Source organism: Amycolatopsis sp. NPDC098790 (genome assembly GCF_044759945.1).
Taxonomy (GTDB): Bacteria; Actinomycetota; Actinomycetes; order Mycobacteriales; family Pseudonocardiaceae; genus Amycolatopsis.
This window is the reverse complement of the sequence record NZ_JBIWAI010000001.1, coordinates 1,865,966-1,891,920: the sequence shown is the minus strand read 5'-3', so window position 1 is coordinate 1,891,920 and position 25,955 is coordinate 1,865,966. Positions and strand designations below refer to the sequence as shown.

The window sequence follows — 25,955 nt, the reverse complement described above, 5'->3', positions numbered from 1 at the left end:
AACACCTCCGCAACCGCCATAGGTAGGAAACTTAACCATCGGAGGTTGTACCAATTAGCATGCACAACCAACCGCATTCTTCCTGAAGCGTTTCAAGATCTTCCGCCCATACATCGGAGGTGTTACCGTCCAACCCCACCCAGCGGAAATGCGTACCGCTGAGCGGAAACCGGAAGCCGGGGAACGTCCAACGGAGGGCAGCGTGGGACCGGAGCGCGGGCTGGAGAACAGCGGAACTCTCGAACGCGGGCTCGCGGTGCTCGAGCACGTGGGTCGGCACCAGGAGATTTCCACCAATGCGATCGCGCGGCAACTGGGGCTTTCCCGCAGCGCCGCCTACCGGATCGTCGGCACCCTGAAGAGCCTCGAATACCTCGAAGCCGACCAGGTCACCGGGCGGGTGCGGCTCGGCACGCGGCTCGTCGAACTCGGCGCGCGAGCCATGGCCGCCACCGACTTGCACCGCTGCGCTCCGCGGTACCTCGCCTCGCTCGCCGAACGGTCCGGCGAGACCACCTACCTCGCCGTTCCCGACAACGACACCATGGTCTACGTCGCCACCGAACGCAGTGCCAGCGCCGTCACCCTCGCCTGCCGGCTCGGCACCCGGCGACCGCAGCACGCCACCTCGCTCGGGAAAGCCTGGCTCGCCGCGCTGCCCGAGTCCGATCGGGCCGAACGCGTGCGGCGCATGAAACTCGACTCGCTCACGCTCAAGACGATCAACGATCCCCTGCGCCTGCTCGACGACCTCGCCCGGACCAGCCGGCGCGGGTGGGCGATCGACGAAGTCGAGAACGAGCCGGACGTCGGGTGCGTCGCCGCCGCCGTGCGGGACCACTCCGGGCGCCCCATCGCCGCCATCAGCATCGCCGGGCCCGCGCCGCGCGTGCTGCGGCGGCTCGACGAGCTCGGCGCCTCCGTCGCCGGGACCGCCGCCGCCCTTTCGCTGCGGCTCGGCTACGTGCGGGGGCAGCGCGCATGACCTGGATCCAGGACTACCAGCCGGCCGGCGGCCTGTGGCTCTCCGCGCTGCTCGCCGCCCTGCCGATCGTCGTGCTGCTCGTCGCGCTCGGCGTCGTCCGCTTCTCCGCGCACCTTTCGGCCGCGCTCGCGCTGGTCACCGCGCTCGGCGTCGCGCTGCTGCTGTACCGGATGCCGGCCGCGCTCGCGTTCGACTCCGCCGCCATGGGCGTGCTCTTCGGCGTGTGGTCGGTCGCGTGGATCGCGTTCCACGCCGTCTACTTCCACAACGTCACCGTCGCCACCGGCCGGTTCGACGCCATCAAGCGCGTGCTCGCCGGCTTCAGCGAGGACCGGCGGCTGCAGGCGCTGCTCATCGCGTTCGGCTTCGGCGCGCTGCTCGAAGGCGTCGCGGGCGGCGGGTCGCCGATCGCGATCACCGCCGCGATGATGGCCGCGCTCGGGTTCCCGCCGGTGAAGGCCGTCGTGCTGGCGCTGCTGGCGAACACCGCGCCGGTCGCGTTCGGCGGCCTCGGCAACCCGCTGATCGTGCTCGGCAGGCTGACCGCGCCGATCATGCACCTCAAGCAGGACCAGGCGACCGAGCTGTTTTCGGCGGCCGTCGGCCGTCAGGTCCCGGTGCTGGCGCTGATCATCCCCGCGTTCCTCGTCGTCGTCCTCGCCGGCTGGAAGCGCATGCTCGAGGTGTGGCCCGCGGTGCTGACCGCCGGGCTCGCGTTCGCGGCCATGCAGTTCGTCGCGTCCAACTACATCAGCGCGAGCCTGGTCGACGTCCTCGCCGCGCTCACCGCGATGGCCGCGCTGTGGATCCTGACGCGGTTCTGGCAGCCGGCGTCGGTGTGGCGGTTCGACGGCGAAGAAAGCGCTGTCAAGAACCTGGGTGCGGCGCAGTCCGAACGCGGCGCGCTCTACGCGTGGATGCCGTACATCATCCTGATCCTGGCGATCTTCCTGTCCCGGATCGGCACGATCTTCAAGAACCTGCCGGCCTGGCTCGACCTGACGAAGCTGTTGCACAAGGCCGACTGGATCTTCGCGTGGCCGGGGCTGCACAACCACGTCGTCCAGCACCCGCCGATCACCCCGAAGAACGCGCCGTACGCGGCGACGTTCACCGTGGACTTCCTGTTCTCACCGGGCACGGTCGCGTTGATCGCGGCGGTCATCGCCGGCTTCGCGATGGGCGGCCGCGCGGGGTTGCTGCTCAAGACGTACCGGCAGACGCTGTTCCAGATGCGCTGGGCGCTCGCGACGATCTTCATGATCCTGGCGATCGCGTTCGTGATGAACTACTCGGGCGCGACGCAGACGCTGGGCCTCGCGCTGGCGACGACGGGCGCGGTCTTCCCGCTGTTCTCGGCGTACATCGGCTGGCTGGGCGTGTTCCTGACCGGCTCGGACGCGTCGACGAACAGCCTGTTCGGTCCCATGCAGGTGATTTCGGCGCAGCAGCTGAACCTCAACCCGATCCTGGCCGGCGCGACGAACACGTCGGGCGGCGTGATGGGCAAGATGATCTCGCCGCAGAACCTCTCGATCGGCGCGACGGCGATCGGGCAGAGCGGCAAGGAGGGATCGCTGCTGCGCCAGACGTTCCTGTGGTCCCTGCTGCTGACCGCGGTCGTCGGCGTGATCTCCCTGCTGCAGGCGACGATCCTGACGGCGATGATCCCGACGCCCTAGGCTGGGTGGCATGACTTCCGAAGGGTTGGCCGCGTTCGGCTACGAGCTGGGCCTGCTGAAGCGGATCCGGCGGTCGGGCTGGTGGCACGCGGGGGTCCGCGACCCGGAGTCGGTGGGCGAGCACAGCCTGCGGGCGGCCCAGCTGGCGGCGCTGATCGCGGCGGAGGAGGGGGCGTCGCCGGAGCGGGCGGCGTTCCTGGCGGTGTGGCACGACACGCAGGAGACCCGGACGGGTGATCTGCCGCTAACGGCCGTGGAGTACCTGCGCAAGCCGGAGCCGCGGGAGATCACGGCCGATCAGACGGCGCGGCTGCCGGCCCGCTCCCGCGCGCTCGTGCGGGACGCCGTTGACGAGTACGAGACCCGCGAGTCGCCGGAAGCGTTGTGCGCCAAGGACGCCGACAAGCTGGAGATGCTGCTGCAGGCGCTGGAGTACCGGGACATCGGGGTCCGGCCGGTGGACGAGTGGATCGAGTCGGCGCGCAAGGGCCTCAAGACGGAGACCGCGCGGAAGATCGCGGAGGCGGCGTTGACGATGTCGCCGCTGTCTTGGCGGGGCCGCTAGTCGCTCATCGCCGCGGAGCTGATCGTCCCGTCCGCGACGCTGTGCCCGATCAGGCTGTGCGCCTGGCGGAACCGCTTGCGCGACTGGGCGAACAGGTACCCGTCGGCCAGCAGGACCGCGGCGATCACGAGAGCTTCGAGCCACGCCGGCGCGGTCAGGTTCACGCACACCGCCACGGCGAGCACCGGGAGCGGCAGCAGGATGGCGTCGCGGAACTCGCTCTCCGCCTTGAACCGGCTGTACTCCGCGAAGAGCTCGGGCTTCGCGACGATCAGCCGCGGTGACACGTGCAGGACCTCGCGCACGGCGTCGAGCGCGATCCGGTCCACCTCGTGCGGGTTGATGCCGCGGGGCGTGGCGTCGGAGATCAGCTCTTCTTGACGCTGCCGGTGCTCCTGCCGGATCCGGCCGCGCATGCGCTCGACGGTCCGGCCGCTCACCGGGCGGAACACGGCCAGCGGGCCGCCCGGCAGGTGGTCGAGGTCCGCCGCCGTGAGCCGGTGCAAGTACGTCTGGCTCAGCCGGCCGAACACCCCGGCGACAACACTGCCCGTCACCTCGCCGATCAGCAGGCACAGCACGCTGATCGCCGCCAGCCGGCCACCGGTCCCGAACAACTCCAGCAGCTCCACCGCCGGCCGCGCGAGCAACCCCGCCGGCGGTCTTCCGTAGTGGCCGATCAGCAGCCAGCCGGCGCCGAACCACATGTAGCCCGCCACCAGCGCACTCCGCACGTCCCGGAAGCCCGGCAGCAGCGAGGCCAACACGGCGTCAGCGGCCCACCGCCGTCGCGCGGTCCAGCAGCAACGCCCGCTCCCGGGCGTTCTCCGTCATCTCCGCCGCCCGTCGGAACTCCGCCTCTGCCTCCGCCAACCGCCCCAGCTTCTCCAGCAGGTCCCCGCGGACGCTCGGCAGCAGGTGGTAGTCCTTCAACGCCGGGTCGCCCGCCACCGCGTCGACCACCTCCAGGCCCGCCGATGGCCCGTACGCCATCGCCACCGCCACTCCGCGGTTCAGCTCGATCACCGGGGACGGCTGCAGCTTGCCCAGCCCTTCATACAGCGCCGCGATGCGGGCCCAATCCGTCTCGGACGCCGTCCGGGCGCGCGCGTGGCAAGCCGCGATCGCCGCCTGCGCCGAATATGGCCCGTACGCGCCCTCGGCGATCTGCTCCGACAGCGTCAACGCCGCCAAGCCGTGCTGGATCAGGAACCGGTCCCAGCGGGTGCGGTCCTGGTCGAGCAGCAGCACCGGCTCGCCGTTCGGGCCGGTGCGGGCCTTCGCGCGCGACGACTGCAGCTCCATCAGCGCGACCAGGCCGTGCACCTCGGACTCACCCGGCATCAGCCCGGCGAGGATGCGGCCGAGGCGCATCGCCTCCTCGCACAGCGCCGGGCGCATCCAGTCGTCGCCGCGGGTGGCCGAATAGCCCTCGTTGAACACCAGGTAGATGACCTCGAGCACGGACGACAGCCGCGCGACGCGCTCGTCGCCCTCCGGGACCTCGAACGGGACCTTCGCCGCCGTCAGCGCCTTCTTCGCGCGCACGATCCGCTGCGCGATCGTCGACTCGCGGACCAGGAACGCGCGCGCGATCTCGTCGGTGGTCAGGCCGCCGAGCATCCGCAGCGTCAGCGCGACGCGGGCCTGCGTGTTCAGCACCGGGTGGCACGCGACGAACAGCAGGCGCAGCAGGTCGTCCTCGATGTGGTCGTCCAGGCCCGCGTCGAAGTCGGGCAGGACGCCGTCGCCGACCCGCTCGCCGCGGCCGACCTCCTCGAGCTTCTCCGCGTACCGCTCGTTGCGGCGGAACTGGTCGATCGCGCGGCGCTTGGCGATCGTCATCAGCCACGCGCCCGGGTTGCGCGGCACGCCGGACTCCGGCCACTGCTCCAGCGCCGCGACGAGCGCGTCCTGCGCCAGCTCTTCGGCGAGCCCGACGTCGCCGCGGGCCATCCGGGCCAGGCCCGCGATGAGCCGCGGCGATTCGATGCGCCAAACCGTTTCGACCGTGCTCCGGGTGTCCGCAACCGTCACCCGGCCATTCGACAGGGTGATCGGTCGCGGTGCAACCCACTACTCGCTGATGGGGCGGATCTCGATGACACCACCCTTCGCCTCGGGGTTCGGCGCGCGCTGCATCAGCGCGACGACGTCCTCGAGCGACTCCCCGTTCAGCACCCAGATCCCGGCGACGAGCTCCTTGGTCTCGGCGAACGGCCCGTCGATCACCTTCGGCTCGGCGTCGCCTTCGAAGAGGACGCGCACGCCCTCCGAACTCGGGGTCAAGCCTTCGGCGAGGACGATCCGGCCGTCGTCCAGCAGTTCCTCGTTGAACTTCGACATCGTCTCCAGCTCTTCGCGGCTGGGACCGACGCCGGTTTCGGACTCCGGGCTCGCCTTGACCATCACCAGGAAGCGCATCACGCCTCTCCGGCGCTCTGCGCGCGAAGCCGTCCCTCCAGCTCCTCGACCTCGGGGGTCATGTTCTCGAAGTCGGACGCCTCGGCGACGCGGCGGATCTCGACGACGCCGGCCTGGCCGTCGGGGTTCGGCATCCGCTTGATCCACTCGACGCACTCGTCGCGGTCGCGGCACTGGAGGATCCAGAAGCCGCCGACGAGCTCCTTGGTCTCGGCGAACGGACCGTCGACGACCTTGGGGGTCTCCGAGCCCGAGAAGACGACCCGGGCGCCTTCCGAACTGGGCGTGAGGCCCTCGCCGGCGAGCAGGACGCCGGCCTTGACCAGCTCTTCGTTGAACTTCGCCATCTCGGTCAGCAGTTCGGCGCTCGGGCCATCCCCGGCCTCGGACTCCTCGTTCGACTTGATGATCACCATGAACCGCACAGCGGTCTCCTTTCGCTCGGTTGCTGCCTACGCGTCGAACGGCCACGCCCCGGATCGACAGCGTCGGCCGAAAAACTTTCGCGCCGGAAAACTAGCAGCTCAGGGCCACGTCGGCGGGACATTTCGGACAGGGCAGAATCGTCAGCCGTGGCGGTACTCCCCGACGACCTCTCCTCCGCGCTCGACGACGAGCTGGCCCGGCACCCGCTGCCCCGGCTGACGCAGTCCGTCGACCGGCTGAGCACGCGCTACCGCCAGGGTGACGCGGCGACCTCACCGATCCTCAGCTCCGACGTCGACGTCGCCGCGTACGCCGGCTATCGGATGCCGGCCACCTACGCGGCCGTACACGCTGTGCTCGCCGAAGCCGCCTTGCGCGCGCCCGGGTTCGAACCGCGGACCCAGATCGACGTCGGCGGCGGCACCGGTGCCGCGCTGTGGGCGGCCGCCGCCGTCTGGCCGTCGCTGGAGAAGTGCACGGTCCTCGAGCAGGTCGCCGGGGCCATCGGGCTGGGCAAGCGGCTCGCGGCGGGCGCGTCGCTGCCGGCGGTGCGGGACGCCGAGTGGCGGCGCGGGTTCGTCGACCCGGCCGCGCCGTCACCGGACGCCGACCTCGTGACGCTCTCCTACGTGCTCGGCGAGCTGCCGGACGCCACCCGCGCGGACGTCGTGCGCTGGCTGGCCGGGTCGGCCGGGGCGGTCGCCCTGATCGAGCCGGGAACGCCGGCGGGCTACGAACGCATCCGCGCCGCCCGCGCGCAGCTGATCGAGCTGGGCCTGCACGTGGTCGCGCCGTGCCCGCACGACGCGGCGTGCCCGATCGCGCCCGGCGAGGACTGGTGCCACTTCGCCGCGCGGCTCCCGCGGTCAGGCCTGCACCGGCGGCTCAAGGCGGGGACGCTCGGGTTCGAGGACGAGAAGTTCGCGTACGTCGTCGCTTCGCGGTCGGCGCCGGAGCGGCCGGACGCGCGGATCATCCGGCACCCGAAGAAGCACAAGGGCTGGGTCGCCCTCGACTTGTGCACTTCGTCGGATGGGCTGAAGCCCGGCGTGGCAGTCTCGAAGAAGCAGGGCGCGCGGTACCGCGCGGCCCGCGACGCGGAATGGGGGGACGGCTGGTGACGGTCATCGCGGAGATCAGCGTGTCGGCGGACGGGATCGTGGCCGGACCGGACACGAGCGCGGACCACCGCCTCGGCCGGGACGGCGACCTGCTGCACGACTGGATGTTCGCCGGCACGGACGCCGACGGCGCGGTCGCGGCCCGGCTCTTCGACGGCATCGGCGCGTTCGTCGTCGGCCGCACGATGTTCGAGGCCGGCGAGGAGCCGTGGGGCGCCGACGGCACGTTCAAGAAGCCGGTTTTCGTCGTGACGAACCGGCCGCACGAGCCGGTGGTGAAGGGCCCGACGACGTTCACGTTCGTCACCGGCGGACCGGAAAACGCCCTGCGGCAGGCGAAAGCCGCGGCGGGCGCCGACAACGTGATGCTGATGGGCGGCGGCACGACGTTGCGGCAGTACCTGCTGGCGGGGCTGGTCGACGAGCTGCGGTTGCACGTTGTCCCGGTGTTGTTCGGAGCTGGGGTGCGGTTGTTCGACGCCGAAGTCGGGACGCACGTGAAGCTGGAGCGCGTGGCCGTCGAGGAGACGCCGAACGCGACCCACTTGACGTTCCGGGTCCTGAACTAGCGGTCTGTGCCGGAGCGCCGCGATCCATCGGGGCGGCGGCCCGGCCAATGCCCGTGACGCGATCCGGCAGCCGCGCCGGGTGAGCCATTGACCGAGCCGCCCCTCCCCCGGGAACGGGCAGGCCGCCCGCCGGTCTCAGTTGGAGAAGTAAGCCACGAGGTTGGGGCAAGGTGAGTAGCAGATGACCTCTGCCTTGTAAGACGCGTACACATTGCTCCGCCAGACGTCGGCGTTGCCGAAGATGAGCTCCTCGACGACCCGGTCCCCGTTCGTGACGTCCGTGATCGAGAGAAGCCAGTTCCGCTGCGGACCTCCGGTCGTGGCCAGGTGGAAGATGTTGGTCGGTTTCACGCTGATCGCCCGCGTCACGCAGTAGTTGTCCCCGTCGTCGAGCACCCGGCAGCTCGCCGAAGTGGCGAACGCGGGGCCGGCCGCGATCACCGACACAGCCGACGCGACGACCGCCGCCAGCCCCGCGATCCTCATCCTGAACTTCATGCGTTCCTCCTCGGGTCCGATTCGCAAGACGATGGCCCGCTGAGTCCTCGAAACGTCACCGCGATTTGGCAATCGCCTGGTCAGCGGTCGTAAGACGGTGTGCGGGTGGAGTACCAAGGGGCCGGGGGAGGTGGACGTCGTGTCGACGGAGCTGCGTGTGCTCGGGCAGATCGAGCTGCGGGTCGACGGCCGGCGGGTGGAGGTCGGTCACGCGCGGCTGCGGTGCGTGCTGGCGGTCCTGCTGGTGGAGGCGAACCGGGTCATCACGATGGAGAAGCTGCTGGACCGCGTGTGGGCGGATCGGTTGCCCCACAAGGCTCGGCAGGTGGCGAGCAACTACGTGTCGCGGCTACGGCAGGTGCTGACGCCGGCTGGTGGTGTCGCGGTCGTGCGGCGGGGCGGTGGGTACGTTCTGGAGGTCGATCCGGATGCGGTGGACCTGCATCGGTTCCGCCGGCTCGTGGAGCAGGCGCGCGGGCGCGAAGACGTTCGGGCGCTGGCGCTGCTGGAGGCTGCGGCGGCACTGTGGCGCGGCGAAGCGTTCGAGGGGCTGGACACCCCGTGGATCGCCGCTGTCCGTGAAGGCCTGGCGCAGGAGCGGTTCGCCGCCGATCTCGACCGCGCGGACCTGGCGCTGGCACAGGGCGGCCACGCGGCCTTGTGCGCCGAGCTGGCCGAGCGAGCGGACGCGCATCCGCTGGACGAACGGGTCGCCGGGCAGTTGATGCTCGCGTTGTACCGCAACGGCCGGCAGGCCGAGGCACTCCTGCGGTTCGACGGCTTCCGTGCCCGGCTGGCCGACGAGGTGGGTACCGATCCGGGGCCGGAGTTGCGGGAGCTGCACCGGAGAATCCTGCGGACCGACCCGGCCCTCGGTCACACCGCGACGCCGGACGTGCCGCGGCAACTGCCGGCGCCGCCGGTGTTCACCGGCCGCGCCACCGAACTGGCACTGCTGGACGAGACGCTGGTGGAACCGTCCGGCACGGTGCTGATCTCGGCGATCGGCGGGGCGGGCGGGATCGGCAAGACCTGGCTCGCGCTGGCGTGGGCACACCGCCACCTGGACCGGTTCCCCGACGGCCAGCTGTTCGTCGACCTGCACGGGTTCAGCCCCGCCGAAGAGCCGATGACCCCGGCGGTGGCGGTGCGCGGGTGCCTCGACGCCCTTGGGGTCACCCCCGGCCGGATTCCCCTCGACCTCGACGCCCAGGCGGCGCTGTACCGGAGCTTGGTCGCGAGCCGGCGGATGCTGGTGGTGCTGGACAACGCGGCCACCGCCGAGCAGGTCGTGCCGCTGCTGCCGGGCGGCTCGACGTGCACCCTGCTGGTCACCGGCCGCACCAGGCTCGCCTCGCTGATCGACCGTCACGGTGCCCGCCACCTGCAGCTGGACGTCCTGGACCGGTCCGAGGCCCGGGCCCTGCTGACCGCGCGCCTCGGCACGGACCGCGCCACCGCCGAGTACGGCGCCGTGGACGAGCTGGTGGAGCTGTGCGGGCGTTACCCGCTGGCCTTGTCGATCACGGCCCGCAACGCCGCCACCCGCCCCGCCGTCCCGCTGGACGAGATCGCCGCCGAGCTGCGTGAGCTGGGGCTGGAGGTGCTCGACCACGACACCGACCCCGCCGCCAGCCTGCCCGCCGTGCTGTCCTGGTCCCTGCGCCGGCTCACCGGCACCCAGCGCACCCTGTTCGGGCTGCTGGGCATCACGCCGGGCTCCGACACCACCTTGCCCGCCGTGGTCGCTCTCGCCGGCCTGTCCGCGACCGCCGCGCGCAAAGCGTTGTCGGCGCTGGAGGAGGCATCGCTCGTCGAACGTCGACCGCACGGCCGGTACGCGATGCACGACCTGGTCCGCGCCTACGCCAGTACGACGGTCCAGGAGCTGCCCGAGGACGTGCGGCGCCAGGCGCTGGTGCGGGTGACGGACTTCCACCTGCACACCGCGTTCGCCGCCGACCGCCTGCTCGACCCCGACCGCCCGCTCGTACCACCCGCCCCGCCCGCACCCGGTGCTCATCGGCACCCGCTGCCCGACGCCGCCGCCGCGATGTCCTGGCTGCGGACCGAGCACGCCACCCTGCTGGCCACCCAGCGCGCCGCGGCCGCACTCGGCCGCCACCACGTTGTCTGGCACCTCGCCCGGGCACTGGACACCTTCCACCGCCGGCGGGGACACCGGCACGACGCCTTCGCCGCATGGCGTGCCGCGCTCGACGCCGCCCCGCACCTGCCCGGCCCCGCCATTCGCAGCCGCACCCACCGCAACTTCGGCCGTGCCTGCTCCCGGCTGGGTCTGCACGAGGAGGCCACCGAACACCTGGGCCGGGCCCTCGACTTGGCCGTGCGCCACCGCGATCCCGCCGAACAGGCACACACCCGCCAGCAGCTCGCGATCGCCTGGGGCCAGCAGGGGGATGACCGGCGGGCCGTGGACCACGCCCGATCCGCCGTCGACCTCTACCGCACCCTCGGCCGTCCGGTGTGGGAGGCACACGCCCTCAACGTGCTGGGCTGGTTCGACGCACGCCTGGGCAACTTCGGCACCGCCCGTGCCCACTGCTCCGCCGCCCTCACCCTGCTCCGGCGCCACCACCACCCCAATGGCGAGGCAGCCACCCTGGACAGCCTCGGGTACATCGCCCACCGCGTCGGCGAGCACCGGCAGGCCGTCGACCACTACGAGCAGGCCCTCACCCTGTTCCGCACCCTCGACGACGCCTACGAAGTCGCGAAAACCCTTGACGGCTTGGGACACCCCCACGCCGCCCTCGGACAACACGACCAGGCTCGTAAGGCGTGGCAAGAAGCACTGGCGCTGTACCGGGAACAAGGCCGCGACGACGACGCCGAGCGAGTGCGACGGCAACTCGACAACGTCTAAGGCATCCGCACAGTCCGCAGGAAGGCCGGCAACAACCACGGCCGTGGCCCGCCGATCCGCACCCCGCCACCCACCACAGCGCGAACCTTCGAAACCCGCCCGAACATCATCGGCACCAGCACCGCCGGGTCGAACGTCAGCCGCACGTCCGCCGTCCCGTCCGGCTCCTCGAACCGCAACCTCCCGTGCTGCAGCGCCAGCACCGCAGGCTCGGTCAACGACGACCGGAACTCGACCGCGATCCGGCGCGACGACGGCGTTGCGTCGTCCAGCAACCGGCCCATGTCGTTGCGGACCATGCCGAACAGGAACAGCTCCAAGAACAGTGCCTCGTGCGACGCCGGGATCGGCCACGGGCGGCGGATCGCGCGGGCGATGTCCAAGCCGTGGATCAGCATCTCGTTGACCAGGTGCGCGAGTACCCCGGCCACCGGCACGCGCGAACCGCCCAGCCACCACACCGGCTTCTCCGGGTCCAGGTCCTCGCTGACCAGCAGCACCTCCGCGATGTCCGCGCGCAGCCGCTCGGCCAGCCGGACCGGGTCGCGTTCCGGGTAGAGCTGCAGCGCCAGCGCGTTCATCCGCGAGATCGTGTCAACGCTCGCCGCGTTGATCGGCTCCTCCAAGCCCGGCAACGGGAGCGGGCCGCCGTCGCCGCGGATCATCGACGTGTACATCAGCGCGATCATCCCCACGTGGGACGCCGTTTCGGCGATCGTCCACTCCCCGAGGGAGGTCGCGTCGGCGTACCGCACGCCGGCCACCAGGTCCGCGAACCGGGCGCCGGTCTCCGGCAGTGCCGCGCGCACCGCCTGCCACTTTTCGAGCGTCACGCTCTCGACGGTAGGAGCCCGGACGCCGTCCCGGGTCTCCGAAGGTGCGGTTATCTTCGGGGCATGATCCGGCTCCTGCCCCGGTCGACCCGGTGGCGGGTCGCCCTCTTCGCGGCGCTCGCGGCGGCGCTCGTCCTCGGCCTCGGGTCGTACTGGTTCGTGCAGGCGCTGCGCAGCGGGCTGGACAGCTCCGCGAACCAGCTCGCCAGCGAGAAGGCCAGGGCGGTCGCCGGCCTGCTCGACGCCGGGGTCAAGCCCGTCGACGTCGCCGGGCAGCTCGACTACAGCGGCTACTGGATCAGCCCCGACAAGACCGAAAGCTGCCCGGACGCTCCCCGCGCGAACGTCGGGCGGGCCGTGGTCTACGGGACGGACTGTGTGCTGAGCCGGCCCTTCGGCGGCGAGAACACCGTCGTGTCGCAGTCCGGAACCCTCGACGGCAAGCACTTCGTTCGCGCGTCGGTGCCGATCGACCCCGTCGGCCTCGAAACCGTCGCCACCGCCGAACGGATCCTCTGGGGCGGCGTGCCCGCCGCCGCGCTGCTCGTCGGCGGCGTCGCCTGGTTCGCCGTCCGGCGGTCGCTGCGCGCGGTGGGCGCCATCCGCGCCGAGGTCGACGGCGTGCGCGCGGGCGACCTCGGCCGCCGCGTCCCCGTGCCGGACTCCGGCGACGAGATCACCGCACTCGCCGTCACGATGAACGAGATGCTGGCCAGGCTCGACCGGTCGGTGCGGCGGCAGAGCCAGTTCACCGCGGACGCGTCGCACGAGCTGCGCACACCGCTGGCGTCCCTGCGCACCCAGCTCGAAGTGCAGCTCGCCCACCCCGACCGCCTCGACTGGCGCCGCAGCTGCGAAAACGCCGTGCTCGACGTGACGCGGATGGAGACCCTTTCCGCGGACCTCCTGCTGCTCAGCAAGCTCGACGCCGGCCAGCCGGCCGGCACCAAACCGGTGGCGCCGGCGGACTTGCTGCCCGCTCCTCGTGACGGCATCGAGGTGCACATCGAGGCGACGCCGGTGGTGCGCGGCCACGCGGGCCGGCTGGAGCGCGTGCTGCGCAACCTCGTCGACAACGCCGAACGCCACGCGAAAAGCCGCGTCACGGTCACGCTCTCCGCGTCCGACAGCGAAGCCGTGCTGACGGTCCAGGACGACGGCCCCGGCATCCCGGCCGACGACCGCGAGCGCGTCTTCGACCGGTTCGTGCGCCTCGACGCCGACCGCGCCCGGGACGACGACGGCGGCGCCGGGCTGGGCCTGGCGATCGCCGCCGAGATCGCCCGGTCACACGGCGGGACGCTGCGCGTCGCCGACAGCACGTCGGGTGCCCGTCTGGAGCTGCGCCTCCCGCTTGCCTGAAGACGTCTTCAGCTCGCTTAAGCTCCCGTTCAGCGTGGCCCCAAGACCATCCCGCCATGCTGATCGACTTCGCACCGGTCCAGGTGCGTACGCGCGCGGTCCCCCACGTCGTCGCCGCGGTCGCCTTCGCCGGGTACGCCGCCTGGTCGCTGCAGCGGCTGCGGACGTTCGACGCCAGCGGGTTCGACCTGGGGATCTTCGAACAGGTCGTCCGGTCCTACGCGCACGGGCACTGGCCGGTGGCGGACCTGCTCGGCCCCGGCGCGCCGGCGCTCGGCGACCACTTCCACCCGATCCTGGCGCTGCTGGCGCCGTTTTACCTGCTCTGGCCATCACCGGCGTGCCTGCTGGTCGCCCAGGCTCTCCTGTTCGCGCTGTCGGCGATACCGGTGACGCGGTGCGCGGTGCAGGTGCTCGGCAGCCGCCGGGGCGCGGTCGCCGGCGTCGGATACGTGCTGTCGTGGGGCCTGCTGTCCGCGGTGAACTTCGACTTCCACGAGGTCTGCTTCGCCGTCCCGATGGTGGCGTTCGCGGCCGAGCACCTGCTGCGCGAACGGTGGCGGGCGGCGGTCTGGTGCGCGCTGCCGCTGGTGCTGGTCAAGGAAGACCTGCCGCTGACGCTCGCCGCGGTGGGTGTCGTGCTGGTGCTCAACCGGCAGCGACGGCTCGGCTGGGCGGTGATCGTCTTCGGCGTGACCTGTTCGGCGGTGCTGTTCCTGGTCGTGCTGCCGGCGCTGAACCCGGCCGGGGTTTACGCGCACGGCGGCGGCTTGAACCCGTTCGGCGGCGCGATCGTCAAGGTCTCGATGCTGCTGGCCCTGCTGGTGCCCACGGCGTTCGCGGCGCTGCGGTCGCCGGTGCTGCTGCTGGCGGTGCCGACGCTGCTGTGGCGGCTGGTCTCGGCGAACGACCGCTACTGGGGCCTGGGCTACCACTACAGCGCGGTCCTGATGCCGATCGTGTTCCTCGCGGGCCTGCACGGTGCTCGCCGAGCGGCCCGGCTGCTGCCGGCGTGCGCGTTGGTCGCCGGGCTGGCTTCGCTGGGGCTGCAGGCGGCCCACCTGACGGACGGCGTGTGGACACCGTCGCAGCGAGCGGGCATCGACGCGGTCCTGGCGCGCATCCCGTCCGGCGCGACGGTGCTGGCTTCCAACCGGCTGGCCCCGCGGCTGACGTCCCGCTGCACGGTGCTGTTCTTCGACGGCGTGACGCGCGAGCGGCCGGAGTGGGTGGTGGTGGCCCGTCCCGAACAGTCGTGGCCGACGACGTTGGCGACGAAGGATTCCGCTCTCGACGGGCTGCGAGACACCGGATACCTGAGCGTCGCGGAGACGGACTCCGTCGTGCTGCTCCACCGTGGGTAGAAGGACCGCAGCGGTAACCGGCCAGTCGGGGGGCGTGCCGGCCGGTTACCGCCGCACGAAGAAAGAGGGGGCCACACGCCGAGAATGACGCGCGGCCCTCCGCTTCACCCGATCGAGTGACAGTCAGGCCGGGTCGGCCAGGATGCCGTTGACGTACGAACCCGGGTGCGTCGCCGCGTCCTGGCGCAGCACCGGGAGGTCCGCCGGCCACTGCGCGGTGAGCGCGGAGGTGGAACCCGGCGGGATCGTGTTCAGCTTCGACGGCGTCCAGGTCGGCTCGCCGGCCGCCGGCTTGACGACCGTGATCGTCGCCGACGCCGTCGTCCCCGCCGTCACCTCGTTGTACTTCACGCCGTTGTCGACGCGCGGCAGGTGGTACACCGGGCCGAACGTCGCGTCGTCCGGGCCGACCAGGTCGACGCCCGGCACGCCGTACAGGCCGCACGTGTGGTCCGTCGTGTTGCGGTAGGTCAGCGGGATGTCGTACTGGCCCGGCGCGTCGTTCTTCTCGGCCGGCTTGCCCAGCAGGACCTCCAGATCGGCCGTGGTGCAACGCGGTGTCGCGGTCGACGCCGCCGCGACGCCACCCCCGGACCCGCCCGCCGCCGGAGCAACGGACGCCGGGCCGACAGCGGCCGGAGCGGCCGGTGCCTGGGCCGCCGTCGACGTCCCGCACGCCGCCAGCGCGAACGCGCCCGCCGCCGTGCCGATCCCCATCAGGATGCGCTTCATGTGGATTCCCCTCCCCGAACTCAGTTGCTCACCGGCGTGACCTGGACGGAGTCGCCCTTCACGGACGCCCCCGCGGGCCACGCGACGCTCACCGGCTGGCCGTACGGACCGGTCGGCAGGTCGAACGTCACGAACTCCGGCGCGGCCGACGGCGTCGCCGCCGAGCGCTGGATGACGCGCGACACCGCCGGGTGGCCGTCACGCAGGTTCACCGGCACGGACTCGCTGCCGTCCGGCGTCGCGGAGATCGCCAGCGGCTGCCCGCCGGCCAGGAAGGACACCGCCGTCGGCGCGCCTTCCAGCTTGCAGTTGGTCGTCGGCGAAGCCGCGGTGTAGGTGAGCACGTAAGCCTCGTGCCCGGCGGCGTTCGACGGGTCCGGCGCCACCGACACGCGGACGTCCGACGCCCCGCACGGGTGGTCGCTCGGCATGGCGTTCGCGGCCCCCGCCGCCAGCACCAGCCCGCCGGCCGTGAAACCCCCGACGAGCAACGCGGTGACAGTGCGCTTCATGGTCGTCCTCCCTCGTTCCGTGATCAACTGGACTCACTGGAGGAGATGCCCAGGGACGGCCCGGGGATGCGCCGGGATGGGGTCGATCACCGGAAAGCAACCTCGGCGAACCCCGTGCGTCAAAAGGAATGTCAGCTTCGGCCGAAGCAGACGAACGGCATCAGCGGCTCGGCCCGGGCCGCGTCGGCCAGGGCACGCGCAGGGGGCGTGCCCGCCGACAACGCGCGGTGGTAGGCCAGCATGACGCCGCCTGCCGTGCGGTCGTCGACCCGCGCCACGCTCGACACCACGGTCCGGCTGCCGCCGTAGAGCAGCGCCGCCGTGAAGCCGAGGACCTCGTCGCCCGCGCGGACCACCGCCTGGCCGACGTCGCACGACGACAGCACCACCTGCTCCGGCGCCGTCGACAGCTGCTGGACGTCGTAGGCCATCAGCGGCCCGTCGGCCAGGTTGAGCCGGGAGAACAGCACGTTTTCCTGCTCGTGGTGGCCGTGCGCGGCGAAGTGCGCGAGGCGGCAGCCGTCGAACGCCTTGAGCGTCGCCGAGACCGTCGCGTCCGCGCCCGTCAGCACCTCGGCCTCCGGGTAGAGCGGCGCCAGCGACGAAACCTCGGTCTCCGCGTGGGTCAGGTCCGAGCCCGCGACCAGCAGCGGCGCCCCGGCCGCCCGGCGCGGGCGGCGGCCGGCGTCAAGCCAGGCCGACGACGACGGCGTGACCGTCACCGGCCGGCCGTGCAACGTCGGCAGCAGGCCCCACGGGATGGCCGAAAGCGCGCCGGTCGGCACCACGACGACGTCGAGGTCGCCCAGCCGGGACGCCAGCGGCGCCAGCAGGATCGAGTCCAGCGCCGTGACCTGCGTCCGCACCGACCGGCGGATGACCTGGTCGAGCCGCGGGGGCAGCTGGCGCCCGCACAACGCGTCGAGGTCGCTGTGCAGCCGCGCGACCGGTTCGGCGACGGCCGACGCCGGGCCCAGCTCGATCAGCGCGACCCGGTGGTTCGCGATCACCTGCGCGCAGAGGGCGCCGTGGTCGGCGAGGAAGCAGACCATCGCGCTGCCGGTCTCGGCCAGCTCGTCGCCGATTTCGCGCAGCTTCGCCTCCGGGTGGTCGACGTCGGTGCCCTCGGCCTGCCAGCCCTTGGCGCGGATCTCGCGTTCCAGCGCGGCGCAGCGCTTGACGGCGTGGGCGTCCGGCTTCCCGGACAGCTCGCCGGCACGGATCTGCATCGAGAGGTACCGCAGCTCGGCGACGGCGTCGACGGTCTCCGGGTCCGCGGGCGGGCGCACCGGCCGGAACCGGAACGCCTGCGCGCGCGAGCGGTCGAGCCACCGGAACACGACGCCGGGAGAGCGCTGGGCGAGCGCGGCGGCGAGGCCCGCGTCGGCGAGTTCCTTGCCCAGCGACGTCGTCCCGGTCTGCAGGTCGATGCTGCCGAACCGGCCGCGGTGACGCTCCAGCTGCGTCAACCCGGCGCGCGCGTTCGCGAAGGTGACGCGCCGGTCGCCGCTCGCGGCCCCGAGTTCGGCCAGCGCGAGCCGCCGCACCAGCCGGTTTTCCAGCGGCGCGGCCCGGCGGTCGCGCGGGGCGATGCCGGCGCGGGCGCCGTCGAGGTCGCCGAGCGCGATGCGCGCGCGGGCGGCCAGGAGCGCGGCGATCTCGGCGTCGTTGCGCAGGCCCAACGCCGTGAGCCGATCGGCCAGCGCGGTCGCTTCGGCGGCGACGCGGGCGATCCGCCGTCCGGCCGCGAAGTCCGCGCGCAGCACGGTCAGCTGGGCGACCGCGGCCCAGGTTTCATTGCCACGACGGCGAAATCGTCGTTCGGCACGCCCGGCCCAGCTGCGCGCGGTCGCCGGGTCACCGCTCGCCAGCGCGGCCAGTGCCCGGGTCAGCTCGGCTTCGGCGTGCTCCTGGTTCATCCGCGACCGCGGGAACTGCTCGAGGGCGGCGTCCAGTTCGGCGGCGGCCTCCTGCGGCAGCCCGGCGGCGAGCAGCGCGCGGGCCTTGTCGACGGCCAGCACCGGCAGCATCCCGACGCTCTGTTCGGCGTAGAACCCGCTGGCCGCGTCGAAGTCCCGGAGTGCGCCGGGAATGTCTCCCGTGAGGACACGCGCTTGGCCGCGGCCGTGCGCGGCCTTGGCGAAAATCCTGGCCAGGTCTTCTTCCGGCTGCCCCGCGCCGATCTGCTCGCACTGGTCGAGGTCGGCGAGCGCGAGCCGGACGCGCCCGGCGTACTGGTGCAGCATGGCGCGGTTGAGCAGTGTCCGGGCGAGCACGACGAACTCGCCGGCCTGGCGCAGCAGCGGGATCGCTTCGTCGAAGCAGACCAGCGCTTCGTCCATCCGGCCGATCAGGATGAGGACGAGACCCCGTTGCTGGCGCAGGATCCCGCGCCCGGCGTCCGAGACGAGGACGTCGGCTTCGTCCAGCAGGGCCAGTCCGCGAGCGCTGTTGCCGAGCGCGGTTTCGACGGCGGCGTACGTGCCGAGGACGCGCGTGGCGAGGTCGGTCCAGGCCGGCCACTCCGGCGGCGGCTGCGTGGCGGGCAGGCCGAGCAGCCTTGCGGCAGAACGGATCAGGCGCCCACCGACGACCGGCTGGCCGTTGTTGGTCGCCGCGACCGCACGCCGATGCAGGTCGCGCACCCGGTCTTCCGCCCTCGGCGACGCGACCACAGGCTGCCCTTCCGGCCGGGGCCGTCCCCCTCGGCCGAGAAGGACGTCCCGGATCGTACCTCCGGGTCGTGGCCGTCCGGGAGTTCTTGCCGGGAGGGCAGATTTTCACCTCATAGCTCGACAGCCGGTGTGCTCACCGTCCTCGACCTACCCAGCGTCCGCACCAGAACCTGCACCATCCCGTGCGGCACCCCGCTCACCGCGAAGCGCCCCTCGGCGTCCGAAGTGGTCGTCAGCGGACCACCCGCCGTCCGGACTTCGATCGGGTGCTCGGCCGGCGGGGTCAACCACCCGTCCAGCCGGATCGTCCCCCCGGGCTCGGGGCTCACGTTCACCATGATCGTCAGGCTTTCGCTGTCGAACGTGATCAGCCGGCCCTGCTCGGCGGCGCTGCGCGCGCCCGCCAGTCCCTCCTGTTCCCGGATCCGCATCACCTCGAGGTCGACGTCCTCCAGCTGGATCGCGAAGCGGATCTGCTCCACCAGCGTGGCGGGCATCGGGTCGGCGTCTTCCCACAGCTCGCGCAGTCCGGTCAGCAACCGGAAGTCGAGCTCGTCCAAGGGCTCGTTCGCGCCGGGTGGTTCGACGGTGGTCACAGCCAATCTCCTTCGCCGTTGGCGAGTAGCTGCTCGCGCAGGCGCGCGAGGCAACGTCCCCTGGTCGGGCCGATACTCCCCCTCGGCATTCCCAGCCGGGCGCCCACTTCGGCGTAGTCCGGCCGGTGCACGAACGCCACGATCCGCAGCAGGCTGCGGCAGCGTTCGGGCAACATGTCGACCGCGCGCCACAACCTCGCGCGCTGGTCGTCGCGCAGCACCCCCTCCTCGGGTGCCGGTGACGCTTCGGCGAGCCGCTCCGGGAGCTCCGGCAGCGGCCGCTCGACCTGGCGTTTTTCCCCAGCCCGCCAGGCCTCCCGCTTGGTCACGGTGATCAGCCAGCCGGTCAGCGCGACCGGCGAGCGGATCTCCGCGAACGAACCGAGCAGGCGCAGCCACGTCGTCTGCACGACGTCGGCGGCCTGGTCGGCGTCCAGCCCCTGATCGCGCGCGACCTGCCAGAGCAGCGGCGTGAGCAGGGAAACCAGTTCGTCCAGCGCCGCGCGGTCACCCGACCGCGCGGCGTCGAACAGGGCCGCTACCCGGCTGTGGTCGGTCTTGGCCACGTTCACAGCGAGCCCAGCGCGGCCCAGGCGCGCTTGACGACGGTGTCGCGGTCGACCGTCGCCAGGTCGCCCGCGTGCTGGAACAGCGCCTTGGCGATCTCGGCGGCGGCGAGCGGCGCCGCGAACGACGTCCCGTCCCAGACCGCGAAGCCGGCGCTGTAGTCGTCCGGGTCGAAGGAACCACGGCCGGGCAGCTCGTGGTCGGCGGCCGCGCTGCCGCGGACGTCGTCCGGGTACGTGCTGACGATGCCCGCGCCGGTCGCCCAGCACTTCACCCACGGGCCTTCGTTCGAGAACAGCGCCCGGGTCGCGCCGACGTCGGGGTTGAGCGCCCCGACGCTGATCACCTGCGGGCCGCAGCCGCCGCCGAGCGGCTGGTCGGCGAAGGCCGCCGGGTAGAAGCGGCGGGTGGTGGCGTCGTTGCCCGCGGCCGCGACGACCAGCACACCCAGCGAGAGCAGGTCGGCGATCGCCGCGCCGAAGAGGCCGGTGAACGCGACGTCCGCCGGGTCTTCGACGTAGTAGCCCATCGAGAGCGAGACGATGTCGACCATGTCCTCGGGCCGGTCGTTCGCCTGCGCGTTCCGGACGCGGTCGGCCAGCAGGTGCAGCGCCAGCAGGACGTCGGCCTCGTACGCGACGCCGTCGCTGTGCACGACGCGGATCGCGAGCGTGTCGGCCTCCGGGCAGGCCTGCCGGATGATGCCCGCGATGAACAGGCCGTGCCCGGTGTCGGTGTCGATGTCGCCGATCAGCGGCTGGCCGGTCGTCGGCGCGTCCCAGTAGTCGTGGAGCAGCTGGGTCGGCACGGTGTTCGACGCGAGCTCGGCCTGCAGGATCGCCGCCTGGATGTCGGGGGCGACGCGCAGGCCCGACCCGGCGGGCGGCGGCCCGCTGCGGTCGCCCAGCCCGAACCAGCGGTGCGGGCCGATGCCGGTGTCGAGCACGGCGACGACCGGACGCCGGTGCGCGGGCTTCTTGCTGCGGAAGGGCGGGTCCGCGGCCAGCGTCACCGGGATCCGGTTGGCGCCGTGGGTGCGCCCGTACGAGCTGCCCGCGCCGAACCCGCTGGTCTCCCAGGGCGTGCCGCCGAGGCCGCTGGTCTCCCACGGCACCCCGCCGAACACCGGCGAGGTGAACAGCAGGTGCTCGACGGAGACCCGCGCGACGATCTCCGGGTCGATCTCGGGCTTTTCGCCGGACGCGGCCGAGCGCAGCAGCTGCAGCGCCTTCCAGCAGTCGACGACGACGGGGTCGGAGTCCGCGCGGACGTTCAGCAGCGCGCGGGCGGGCAGGTCGTCGAGCTGCCGGGCGCGCGCGTACCCCTTCGAGTCGCCGCCCCGGTCGGCCGGTTCGGCGTAGATGCCGATGCGGGCGAGCACGCGGTTGATCGCGGCCAGGGTCTCCTGGTCGCGCAGGTACCGGTTGGGGAGCAGGAAGGCGCCCGGCCGGTACACGGTCGTGCGCGGGACCGGCTGCCCGGCGGCGACGACCGCCGTGGCCGGGTCGAGCACCCGCGCGCCGTGCCGGTCGAGCAACTGTCTGGGCGGGGTCGGGAGCTCGTTGAGCGTGCTCGCGTCCTCCGTCGCTTCCGCGGTCTCGTCCCGCACGAACTTGACGACCATCGGGTCCACCCTCCGCCATTGATCACTGATGGCACCCGGGAAAGACCCGTGGGCCGCCATTGGGATACGACACCAACGTCACGAATGGGTAACAAGCACGGCAAACGGGTGAAGACGTATCTGACGGGTCCGCCTCACCCACTTGGCCCCCGGAAGTCACGGATGCATTCGGGGAGATCAGCATGGTTGTGCTCCGGTCGAGCGCACAGGAAGCGGACCGGCCCGCGCCGGTCCGGGGGCTGGGCGGCGCGTTCACCCCGGATCCGGCCACCGGCGGCGGCTGCTTCGCCGTCCCGCTCGACCTGCCGCCGGGTCCCGGCGGCATCGCGCCCGCGCTGGCGCTGCGCTACACGACCGGCGCGCCGAACGGCGTCTTCGGCGGCGGGTTCGCGCTGCCGCTGCCGCACGTCCGGCTGACCGACGGCCGCGCGCGCTCCGGCGACGGCGGCAAGCTCGTCCGCCGCGGCGACGGGTTCGTGCTCACCACCCGGTCGGGCGTCCGGCACCTGCTCGGCACGACCGACGGCGGCCGGTCGGCCGGCACTGCCTGGTACCTCGAACGGACCGAGGACCCGTTCGGGAACGCCGTGGACTTCAGCTGGGCGCACCACAGCGGGCAGGCGTACCTCGCCCGCGTGGCCTACGGCCCGTACGAAGTCGACTTCACCTACGACGAACGGCCGGACGTGCTGCGCTGGGGCCGCAGCGGCACGCTCGTCACGACGGCGTTGCGGTGCACCCGCGTCGACCTGCGGGTGCCCGCGGACGCGCGGCCGCTCGTGCGCCGGTGGCACCTCGGCTACGACGAGGACGACGTCACCGGCGTTTCGCTGCTGACGTCGGTCGCGCTCACCGGGTTCGACGCGCACGGCGCCGAGGCGGCCGCGCCGGTGCTGCGGCTGGCCTACGCCCGCGCGGAACCGCCGGTCGCGCGCCGGGTCCACGTCGCCGCGCCGGCCCGGGCCGCCGGTGGTGGTGGCGGTGGTGTGCTGCTGCTCGACGACTCCGCGCCGTGCTTCTCCCTCGATCCCGCCGACCTCCCGCGTACCGGGCGGCTGAGCGAGATCGACAACGGGCTCGGGCTGCTCACCTCGGTCGAGTACGCGACCGTCGAGACGGTCCCGGTGGTCCGGCGCGTCACGCGGCGCGAAGCGGTCACGGGGCAGACGGGCGTGACGGTGTTCTCCTACCACGACGGCTTCGGCCGCGTCATCCAGGACGAGCTCGGCGACGAGTACGCGCCGACGCTGCGAACCGTGCGCTGGTTCGGCGACGGCGGGATCCTGAACAAGGAAGAGGTCTACGGCCTCGACGGGTCCACTTCGGAGGATCGGCCGTACCGCCGGGTCGAGCACGCTCGCCGTCCGAAGTGGACTCGCTCGGTCGCGACCGACTTCGAGCGCCACGACCGGCCGGTCTCGGTGACCACGACGGAGACGGAATTCGACACCTCCGGAAACCCGGTCCGTGAGGTGGAAACCGTCAAACGGCCGGGCCGCGAGCCGCTCGTCCGCGACACCCGCACGACGTACGCGACGGCTCCCGAGCGCCGGTTCACCGCGCTGCCCGCGCGGGTCCGGACGGTGGACGGCGGCGGGAAAGTGCTGGCGGACCGGGTTTTCCGGTACGACGAGCGGCCCGACGGCACCGCGGGTTCGCACGGCCTGCTCACCGCGCGGGAGGAGCTGGCGCTCACCGACGCGCTCGTCGCCGGCGTCTACGGCCCGATCGTGCCGGACTTCCGGCACCACGGCTACCACCGGCGCCCCGGCGAGGACGGCTGGTGGGTGACGACGTTCCACGGGCGGCTCGACACCGTCGCCGGGCTGCGCACCACGACGACCGGGCCGCACGGCCACACCCACGAGGTGCGGTACTCGGCCGACCGGTGCTTCCCCGAGGTGTTCTCGGACCCGCTCGGGAACGTGACGTCGACGCGCTACGACGTCCGCACGGCACGCGTGTGCGAGGTGACCGACCCGGCGGGCGCGGTGACCACGGTGACGCACGACCCGCTGGGGCGGCCGGAAACCGTGGTGCGGCCGGGTGATTCGGCGGACCTGCCGACCGTCCGGTACCGCTACGAAGGTGCCCGGGTGACGACCGAGCAGCGCGCGGTGTCCGGCGAGGCCGAGGTGCTCGTGACGGCGGAGCTGCGCGACGGCGCCGGCCGGCTGCTGCAGCGCCGGCACGCGGAACTGCTCGGCGACGTCGTCGACGAGCACCACGAGTACTGCGCGCGCGGCCTGGTGTGCCGGACGAGCCGGGCGTTCCCCGCTTCCCAGGCACCGGTGGCCTTCGAGTCGTTCCACTACGACGCGCTCGGCCGTCCACTGGGGACGTCCACATCGGACTCCTCTACTGGGGTCGTGCGGGACTTGCTGGGCCGCGAGCTGCGGGACGCCGAAGGGGTGGTGCACGCGCGGGACGCGGCCGGCAATGCGGTCGAGACGCGGACCGCGAGCGGGCACACGGTGTACCGCGTGCACGACGCGGCCGACCGGGTGGTCGCGGTGCTGGTCGACGACCCGGGCGGCACGCCGGTCACGACGTTCACCCACCACGACGGCGGGCTCCCGGTCCCCCTCGAAGCGGGCCCGCACAGCTGCGGGCGGCTGGTGCGCGTCGCCGACGAATCCGGCGTGACGCTGTACGGCTACGACCCGCTCGGCCACCCGGCGGAGCGGCGCTGGCGGCCGGCGCACATCGCCGTCGAGTACCGCCTGGACGTGACGCGGCGGGCGGACGGCCGACTGTCCGAAGTGGTCTACCCGGACGCGGGCGACGGAAGGTTGACGGTCCGCCACCAGTACGACGAGGTCGGGCGGCTGGTGAGCGTGCCGGGGTTCGTCGACGCGGTCCAGTACGACCTGCGCGGCCGCCGGACCGCGGTGCACTACGCGAACGGGGTGAGCGAGCACTTCACGCCGGAGCACGTGGTCACGGGCCCTGGCGGCCTGCTGCACCCGGTGCGGCCCGGGGAACCGGCGGAACCGCGGCCGGGCAGCGAGATCCGCGACGCGTTCGACCGGCTGCGCGGAGTGCACGGCGACGACGGGGTGAACGCGCTGTACGGCTACGACCACACGGGCCGCCGCGTCCGCACGCTGATCACGAACGGCACGCACATCCACGAGGTCCTGACGCCGGACGACCTGTACGCGATCGAGGACGGCGAGCTGGTGGTCGTGGTGGCGGGCACGGTCCGCCAGTACGCGGACGGCCGCCGCGAGTACCTCCACTTCGACGACCGCGACGAGGTGGCCCTGACCACCGACGACTCCGGCGCGGTGGTCGCCGAAAGGACATGAACGACTCTTTCATGTCGTCGGACGCGCTGAAAGAGTCGTTCATGTCAGCCGAGGACGGCCAGGATTTCGGCGAAGTCCCGGCGGGCACTCAGCAGCGGTTCCGCCCAAAAGTCTTGAATGAGTCATTCAGGACCTCCGAGGTCCTGAATGACTCATTCAAGACGTCGGCGAACCGGCCACTGGCGGCGGAGCGCCCGGCTGCGTGACTCGCCGGAACCAAGCGCCCCAATGTGGCCTTCGGTGCGTCACACGCACCGAAGGCCGCCTTGGGTGCGTGAGACGCAACCAAGGCCGCCTTGGGGCGCTTGGGTCAGTCGAGCACCGCCAGGTCCAGCCGGCTGAGGCGCTCCGGGTCCGCGAGGATGTCGATCTCCACGATGCGCCCACCGGCCACCGTGAAGCCCAGCACCGAGAACGGCCGCCCGTCGCGGGTCGCCACCACGCCCGCCGCGCCGTTGACCAGTGCGTGGCGGATCACCGCGCCGCCCGCGCCCAGACGGGAGAACGTCAGCGCCTGGCCGGCCACCGCCGCCGGGCCGTGGACCTCCACCGAGCCGCCCAACGCCGTGCCGCGGTCCGCGCGCAGCACGACCTCCGGGTCGAGGACCGCCACCAGCGCGTCGAAGTCGCCGCCGTGGGCCGCCGCCAGGAAAGCCTCCACGACTTCGCGCTGCCGGGCGAGGTCCGGGTCCGGCGCCACCGGGGCACCCTGGACGCGCCGCCGGGCGCGGCTCGCCAGCTGGCGGGTCGCCGCCTCGGAGCGGCCGACGATCGGCGCGATCTCCTCGAACGGCATCGCGAACATGTCCCGCAGCACGAACGCCAGCCGCTCGCCCGGGGTGAGCGTGTCGAGCACGACCAGCAGCGCGAGCCCGACCGAGTCCGCCATCAGCGCTTCGTGCTCGGGTCCGGCGTCTTCGCGGCCGATGATCGGGTCGGGCACCACGACGTCCCACGGCTCCTCGCGCCGGGCCTTGCGCGAGCGCAGCATGTCGAGGCAGACGCGCCCGACGACCGTCGTCAGCCAGCCGCCGAGGTTTTCGACCGCGGCCGAATCGCTCCGGCTCAGCCGCAGCCACGACTCCTGCACGGCGTCCTCGGCCTCGCTCAGCGAGCCCAGCATCCGGTAGGCGACGGACCGCAGGTGGCTCCGGTGGCTCTCGAAGCCGCGAGCCAAGATGTCGTCGTTCACGGGCACGTCCTTTCGGTTCACCACCATGAC

General features: G+C 72.5%; 23 protein-coding genes. 10 read left to right on the top strand and 13 right to left on the bottom strand.

Annotation, left to right across the window (positions count from 1 at the left end):
- The first annotated feature begins 202 nt into the window (after positions 1-202).
- The 3 genes from ACIQWX_RS09480 to ACIQWX_RS09470 are packed head-to-tail and all read left to right on the top strand — an operon-like array spanning position 203 to position 3,232.
- On the top strand, positions 203-985 hold the full coding sequence (locus ACIQWX_RS09480; RefSeq protein ID WP_400867633.1) for an IclR family transcriptional regulator: 783 nt from the start codon (positions 203-205) through the stop codon (positions 983-985).
- The gene (locus tag ACIQWX_RS09475; protein WP_400867632.1) at positions 982-2,667 is read left to right on the top strand and encodes an L-lactate permease; all 1,686 of its coding nucleotides are present in this window, start codon (positions 982-984) and stop codon (positions 2,665-2,667) included. The genes ACIQWX_RS09480 and ACIQWX_RS09475 overlap by 4 nt, the downstream gene beginning before the upstream one ends.
- 10 nt (positions 2,668-2,677) lie before the next feature.
- Positions 2,678-3,232: an HD family hydrolase gene (locus tag ACIQWX_RS09470; RefSeq protein WP_400867630.1), complete on the top strand. Its 555-nt coding sequence runs from the start codon at positions 2,678-2,680 to the stop codon at positions 3,230-3,232.
- Here the strand turns inward: ACIQWX_RS09470 and ACIQWX_RS09465 are convergent.
- The 4 genes from ACIQWX_RS09465 to ACIQWX_RS09450 are packed head-to-tail and all read right to left on the bottom strand — an operon-like array spanning position 3,229 to position 6,081.
- Complete coding sequence (locus ACIQWX_RS09465) at positions 3,229-3,999, bottom strand: hypothetical protein (RefSeq protein WP_400867628.1); 771 nt, start codon at positions 3,997-3,999, stop codon at positions 3,229-3,231. The two genes, ACIQWX_RS09470 and ACIQWX_RS09465, sit on opposite strands and share 4 nt — an antisense overlap.
- A 4-nt stretch (positions 4,000-4,003) precedes the next feature.
- Positions 4,004-5,269, bottom strand: coding sequence for an RNA polymerase sigma factor (locus ACIQWX_RS09460; RefSeq protein ID WP_400867627.1), 1,266 nt, complete (start codon positions 5,267-5,269; stop codon positions 4,004-4,006).
- Positions 5,270-5,308: 39 nt separating this feature from the next.
- Positions 5,309-5,656, bottom strand: coding sequence for a YciI family protein (locus ACIQWX_RS09455; RefSeq protein WP_400867625.1), 348 nt, complete (start codon positions 5,654-5,656; stop codon positions 5,309-5,311).
- Positions 5,656-6,081 (bottom strand): YciI family protein, encoded by a 426-nt coding sequence (locus tag ACIQWX_RS09450; protein WP_400867623.1) that lies wholly within the window; start codon positions 6,079-6,081, stop codon positions 5,656-5,658. The genes ACIQWX_RS09455 and ACIQWX_RS09450 overlap by 1 nt, the downstream gene beginning before the upstream one ends.
- Positions 6,082-6,228: 147 nt before the next feature.
- On the opposite strand from ACIQWX_RS09450, the gene ACIQWX_RS09445 reads away from it, so the two are divergent.
- Both ACIQWX_RS09445 and ACIQWX_RS09440 read left to right on the top strand, forming a co-directional pair.
- A complete protein-coding gene (locus ACIQWX_RS09445) occupies positions 6,229-7,203 on the top strand; it encodes a small ribosomal subunit Rsm22 family protein (protein WP_400867621.1) in 975 nt (324 codons plus the stop codon).
- Positions 7,200-7,772, top strand: a complete 573-nt coding sequence (locus ACIQWX_RS09440; RefSeq protein WP_400867619.1) for a dihydrofolate reductase family protein — start codon at positions 7,200-7,202, stop codon at positions 7,770-7,772. Before ACIQWX_RS09445 ends, ACIQWX_RS09440 begins: the two co-directional genes overlap by 4 nt.
- 135 nt (positions 7,773-7,907) lie before the next feature.
- Here the strand turns inward: ACIQWX_RS09440 and ACIQWX_RS09435 are convergent, their stop codons facing one another.
- A complete protein-coding gene (locus ACIQWX_RS09435) occupies positions 7,908-8,270 on the bottom strand; it encodes a hypothetical protein (RefSeq protein ID WP_400867617.1) in 363 nt (120 codons plus the stop codon).
- 139 nt (positions 8,271-8,409) lie between these two features.
- Between ACIQWX_RS09435 and ACIQWX_RS09430 the strand changes: the two genes are divergently transcribed.
- Positions 8,410-11,157: a BTAD domain-containing putative transcriptional regulator gene (locus ACIQWX_RS09430; protein ID WP_400867615.1), complete on the top strand. Its 2,748-nt coding sequence runs from the start codon at positions 8,410-8,412 to the stop codon at positions 11,155-11,157.
- On the opposite strand, the gene ACIQWX_RS09425 is transcribed toward ACIQWX_RS09430, so the two are convergent.
- Positions 11,154-11,990, bottom strand: a complete 837-nt coding sequence (locus tag ACIQWX_RS09425) for a maleylpyruvate isomerase family mycothiol-dependent enzyme (protein WP_400867613.1) — start codon at positions 11,988-11,990, stop codon at positions 11,154-11,156. The two genes, ACIQWX_RS09430 and ACIQWX_RS09425, sit on opposite strands and share 4 nt — an antisense overlap.
- Before the next feature lie 63 nt (positions 11,991-12,053).
- On the opposite strand from ACIQWX_RS09425, the gene ACIQWX_RS09420 reads away from it, so the two are divergent.
- A complete protein-coding gene (locus tag ACIQWX_RS09420) occupies positions 12,054-13,352 on the top strand; it encodes a sensor histidine kinase (RefSeq protein WP_400867611.1) in 1,299 nt (432 codons plus the stop codon).
- A 56-nt stretch (positions 13,353-13,408) separates the two neighbouring features.
- Complete coding sequence (locus tag ACIQWX_RS09415) at positions 13,409-14,716, top strand: DUF2079 domain-containing protein (protein WP_400867609.1); 1,308 nt, start codon at positions 13,409-13,411, stop codon at positions 14,714-14,716.
- Positions 14,717-14,839: 123 nt separating this feature from the next.
- Here ACIQWX_RS09415 and ACIQWX_RS09410 read toward each other — a convergent pair whose 3' ends face one another.
- From ACIQWX_RS09410 to ACIQWX_RS09385, 6 genes are all read right to left on the bottom strand, one after another.
- Positions 14,840-15,448 carry a DUF4232 domain-containing protein gene (locus ACIQWX_RS09410; RefSeq protein WP_400867607.1) on the bottom strand — a complete coding sequence of 203 codons (609 nt, stop codon included), beginning with the start codon at positions 15,446-15,448 and terminating at the stop codon, positions 14,840-14,842.
- A gap of 20 nt (positions 15,449-15,468) precedes the next feature.
- Positions 15,469-15,960, bottom strand: coding sequence for a DUF4232 domain-containing protein (locus tag ACIQWX_RS09405; RefSeq protein ID WP_400867605.1), 492 nt, complete (start codon positions 15,958-15,960; stop codon positions 15,469-15,471).
- 131 nt (positions 15,961-16,091) lie between these two features.
- Positions 16,092-18,605, bottom strand: coding sequence for a CHAT domain-containing protein (locus tag ACIQWX_RS09400; protein ID WP_400867603.1), 2,514 nt, complete (start codon positions 18,603-18,605; stop codon positions 16,092-16,094).
- 140 nt (positions 18,606-18,745) lie between these two features.
- The gene (locus ACIQWX_RS09395; protein ID WP_400867601.1) at positions 18,746-19,231 is read right to left on the bottom strand and encodes a hypothetical protein; all 486 of its coding nucleotides are present in this window, start codon (positions 19,229-19,231) and stop codon (positions 18,746-18,748) included.
- On the bottom strand, positions 19,228-19,803 hold the full coding sequence (locus ACIQWX_RS09390) for an RNA polymerase sigma factor (protein ID WP_400867599.1): 576 nt from the start codon (positions 19,801-19,803) through the stop codon (positions 19,228-19,230). The genes ACIQWX_RS09395 and ACIQWX_RS09390 overlap by 4 nt, the downstream gene beginning before the upstream one ends.
- Entirely contained in the window at positions 19,800-21,422 is a 1,623-nt protein-coding gene (locus ACIQWX_RS09385; protein ID WP_400867597.1) for a S8 family serine peptidase, read from the bottom strand. The genes ACIQWX_RS09390 and ACIQWX_RS09385 overlap by 4 nt, the downstream gene beginning before the upstream one ends.
- Positions 21,423-21,604: 182 nt before the next feature.
- Between ACIQWX_RS09385 and ACIQWX_RS09380 the strand changes: the two genes are divergently transcribed.
- Both ACIQWX_RS09380 and ACIQWX_RS09375 read left to right on the top strand, forming a co-directional pair.
- Complete coding sequence (locus tag ACIQWX_RS09380) at positions 21,605-24,733, top strand: SpvB/TcaC N-terminal domain-containing protein (RefSeq protein WP_400867595.1); 3,129 nt, start codon at positions 21,605-21,607, stop codon at positions 24,731-24,733.
- Complete coding sequence (locus tag ACIQWX_RS09375; RefSeq protein ID WP_400867593.1) at positions 24,730-24,939, top strand: hypothetical protein; 210 nt, start codon at positions 24,730-24,732, stop codon at positions 24,937-24,939. The genes ACIQWX_RS09380 and ACIQWX_RS09375 overlap by 4 nt, the downstream gene beginning before the upstream one ends.
- Before the next feature lie 104 nt (positions 24,940-25,043).
- On the opposite strand, the gene ACIQWX_RS09370 is transcribed toward ACIQWX_RS09375, so the two are convergent.
- Positions 25,044-25,925 carry a sigma-70 family RNA polymerase sigma factor gene (locus tag ACIQWX_RS09370; RefSeq protein ID WP_400867591.1) on the bottom strand — a complete coding sequence of 294 codons (882 nt, stop codon included), beginning with the start codon at positions 25,923-25,925 and terminating at the stop codon, positions 25,044-25,046.
- Positions 25,926-25,955 lie beyond the last annotated feature (30 nt).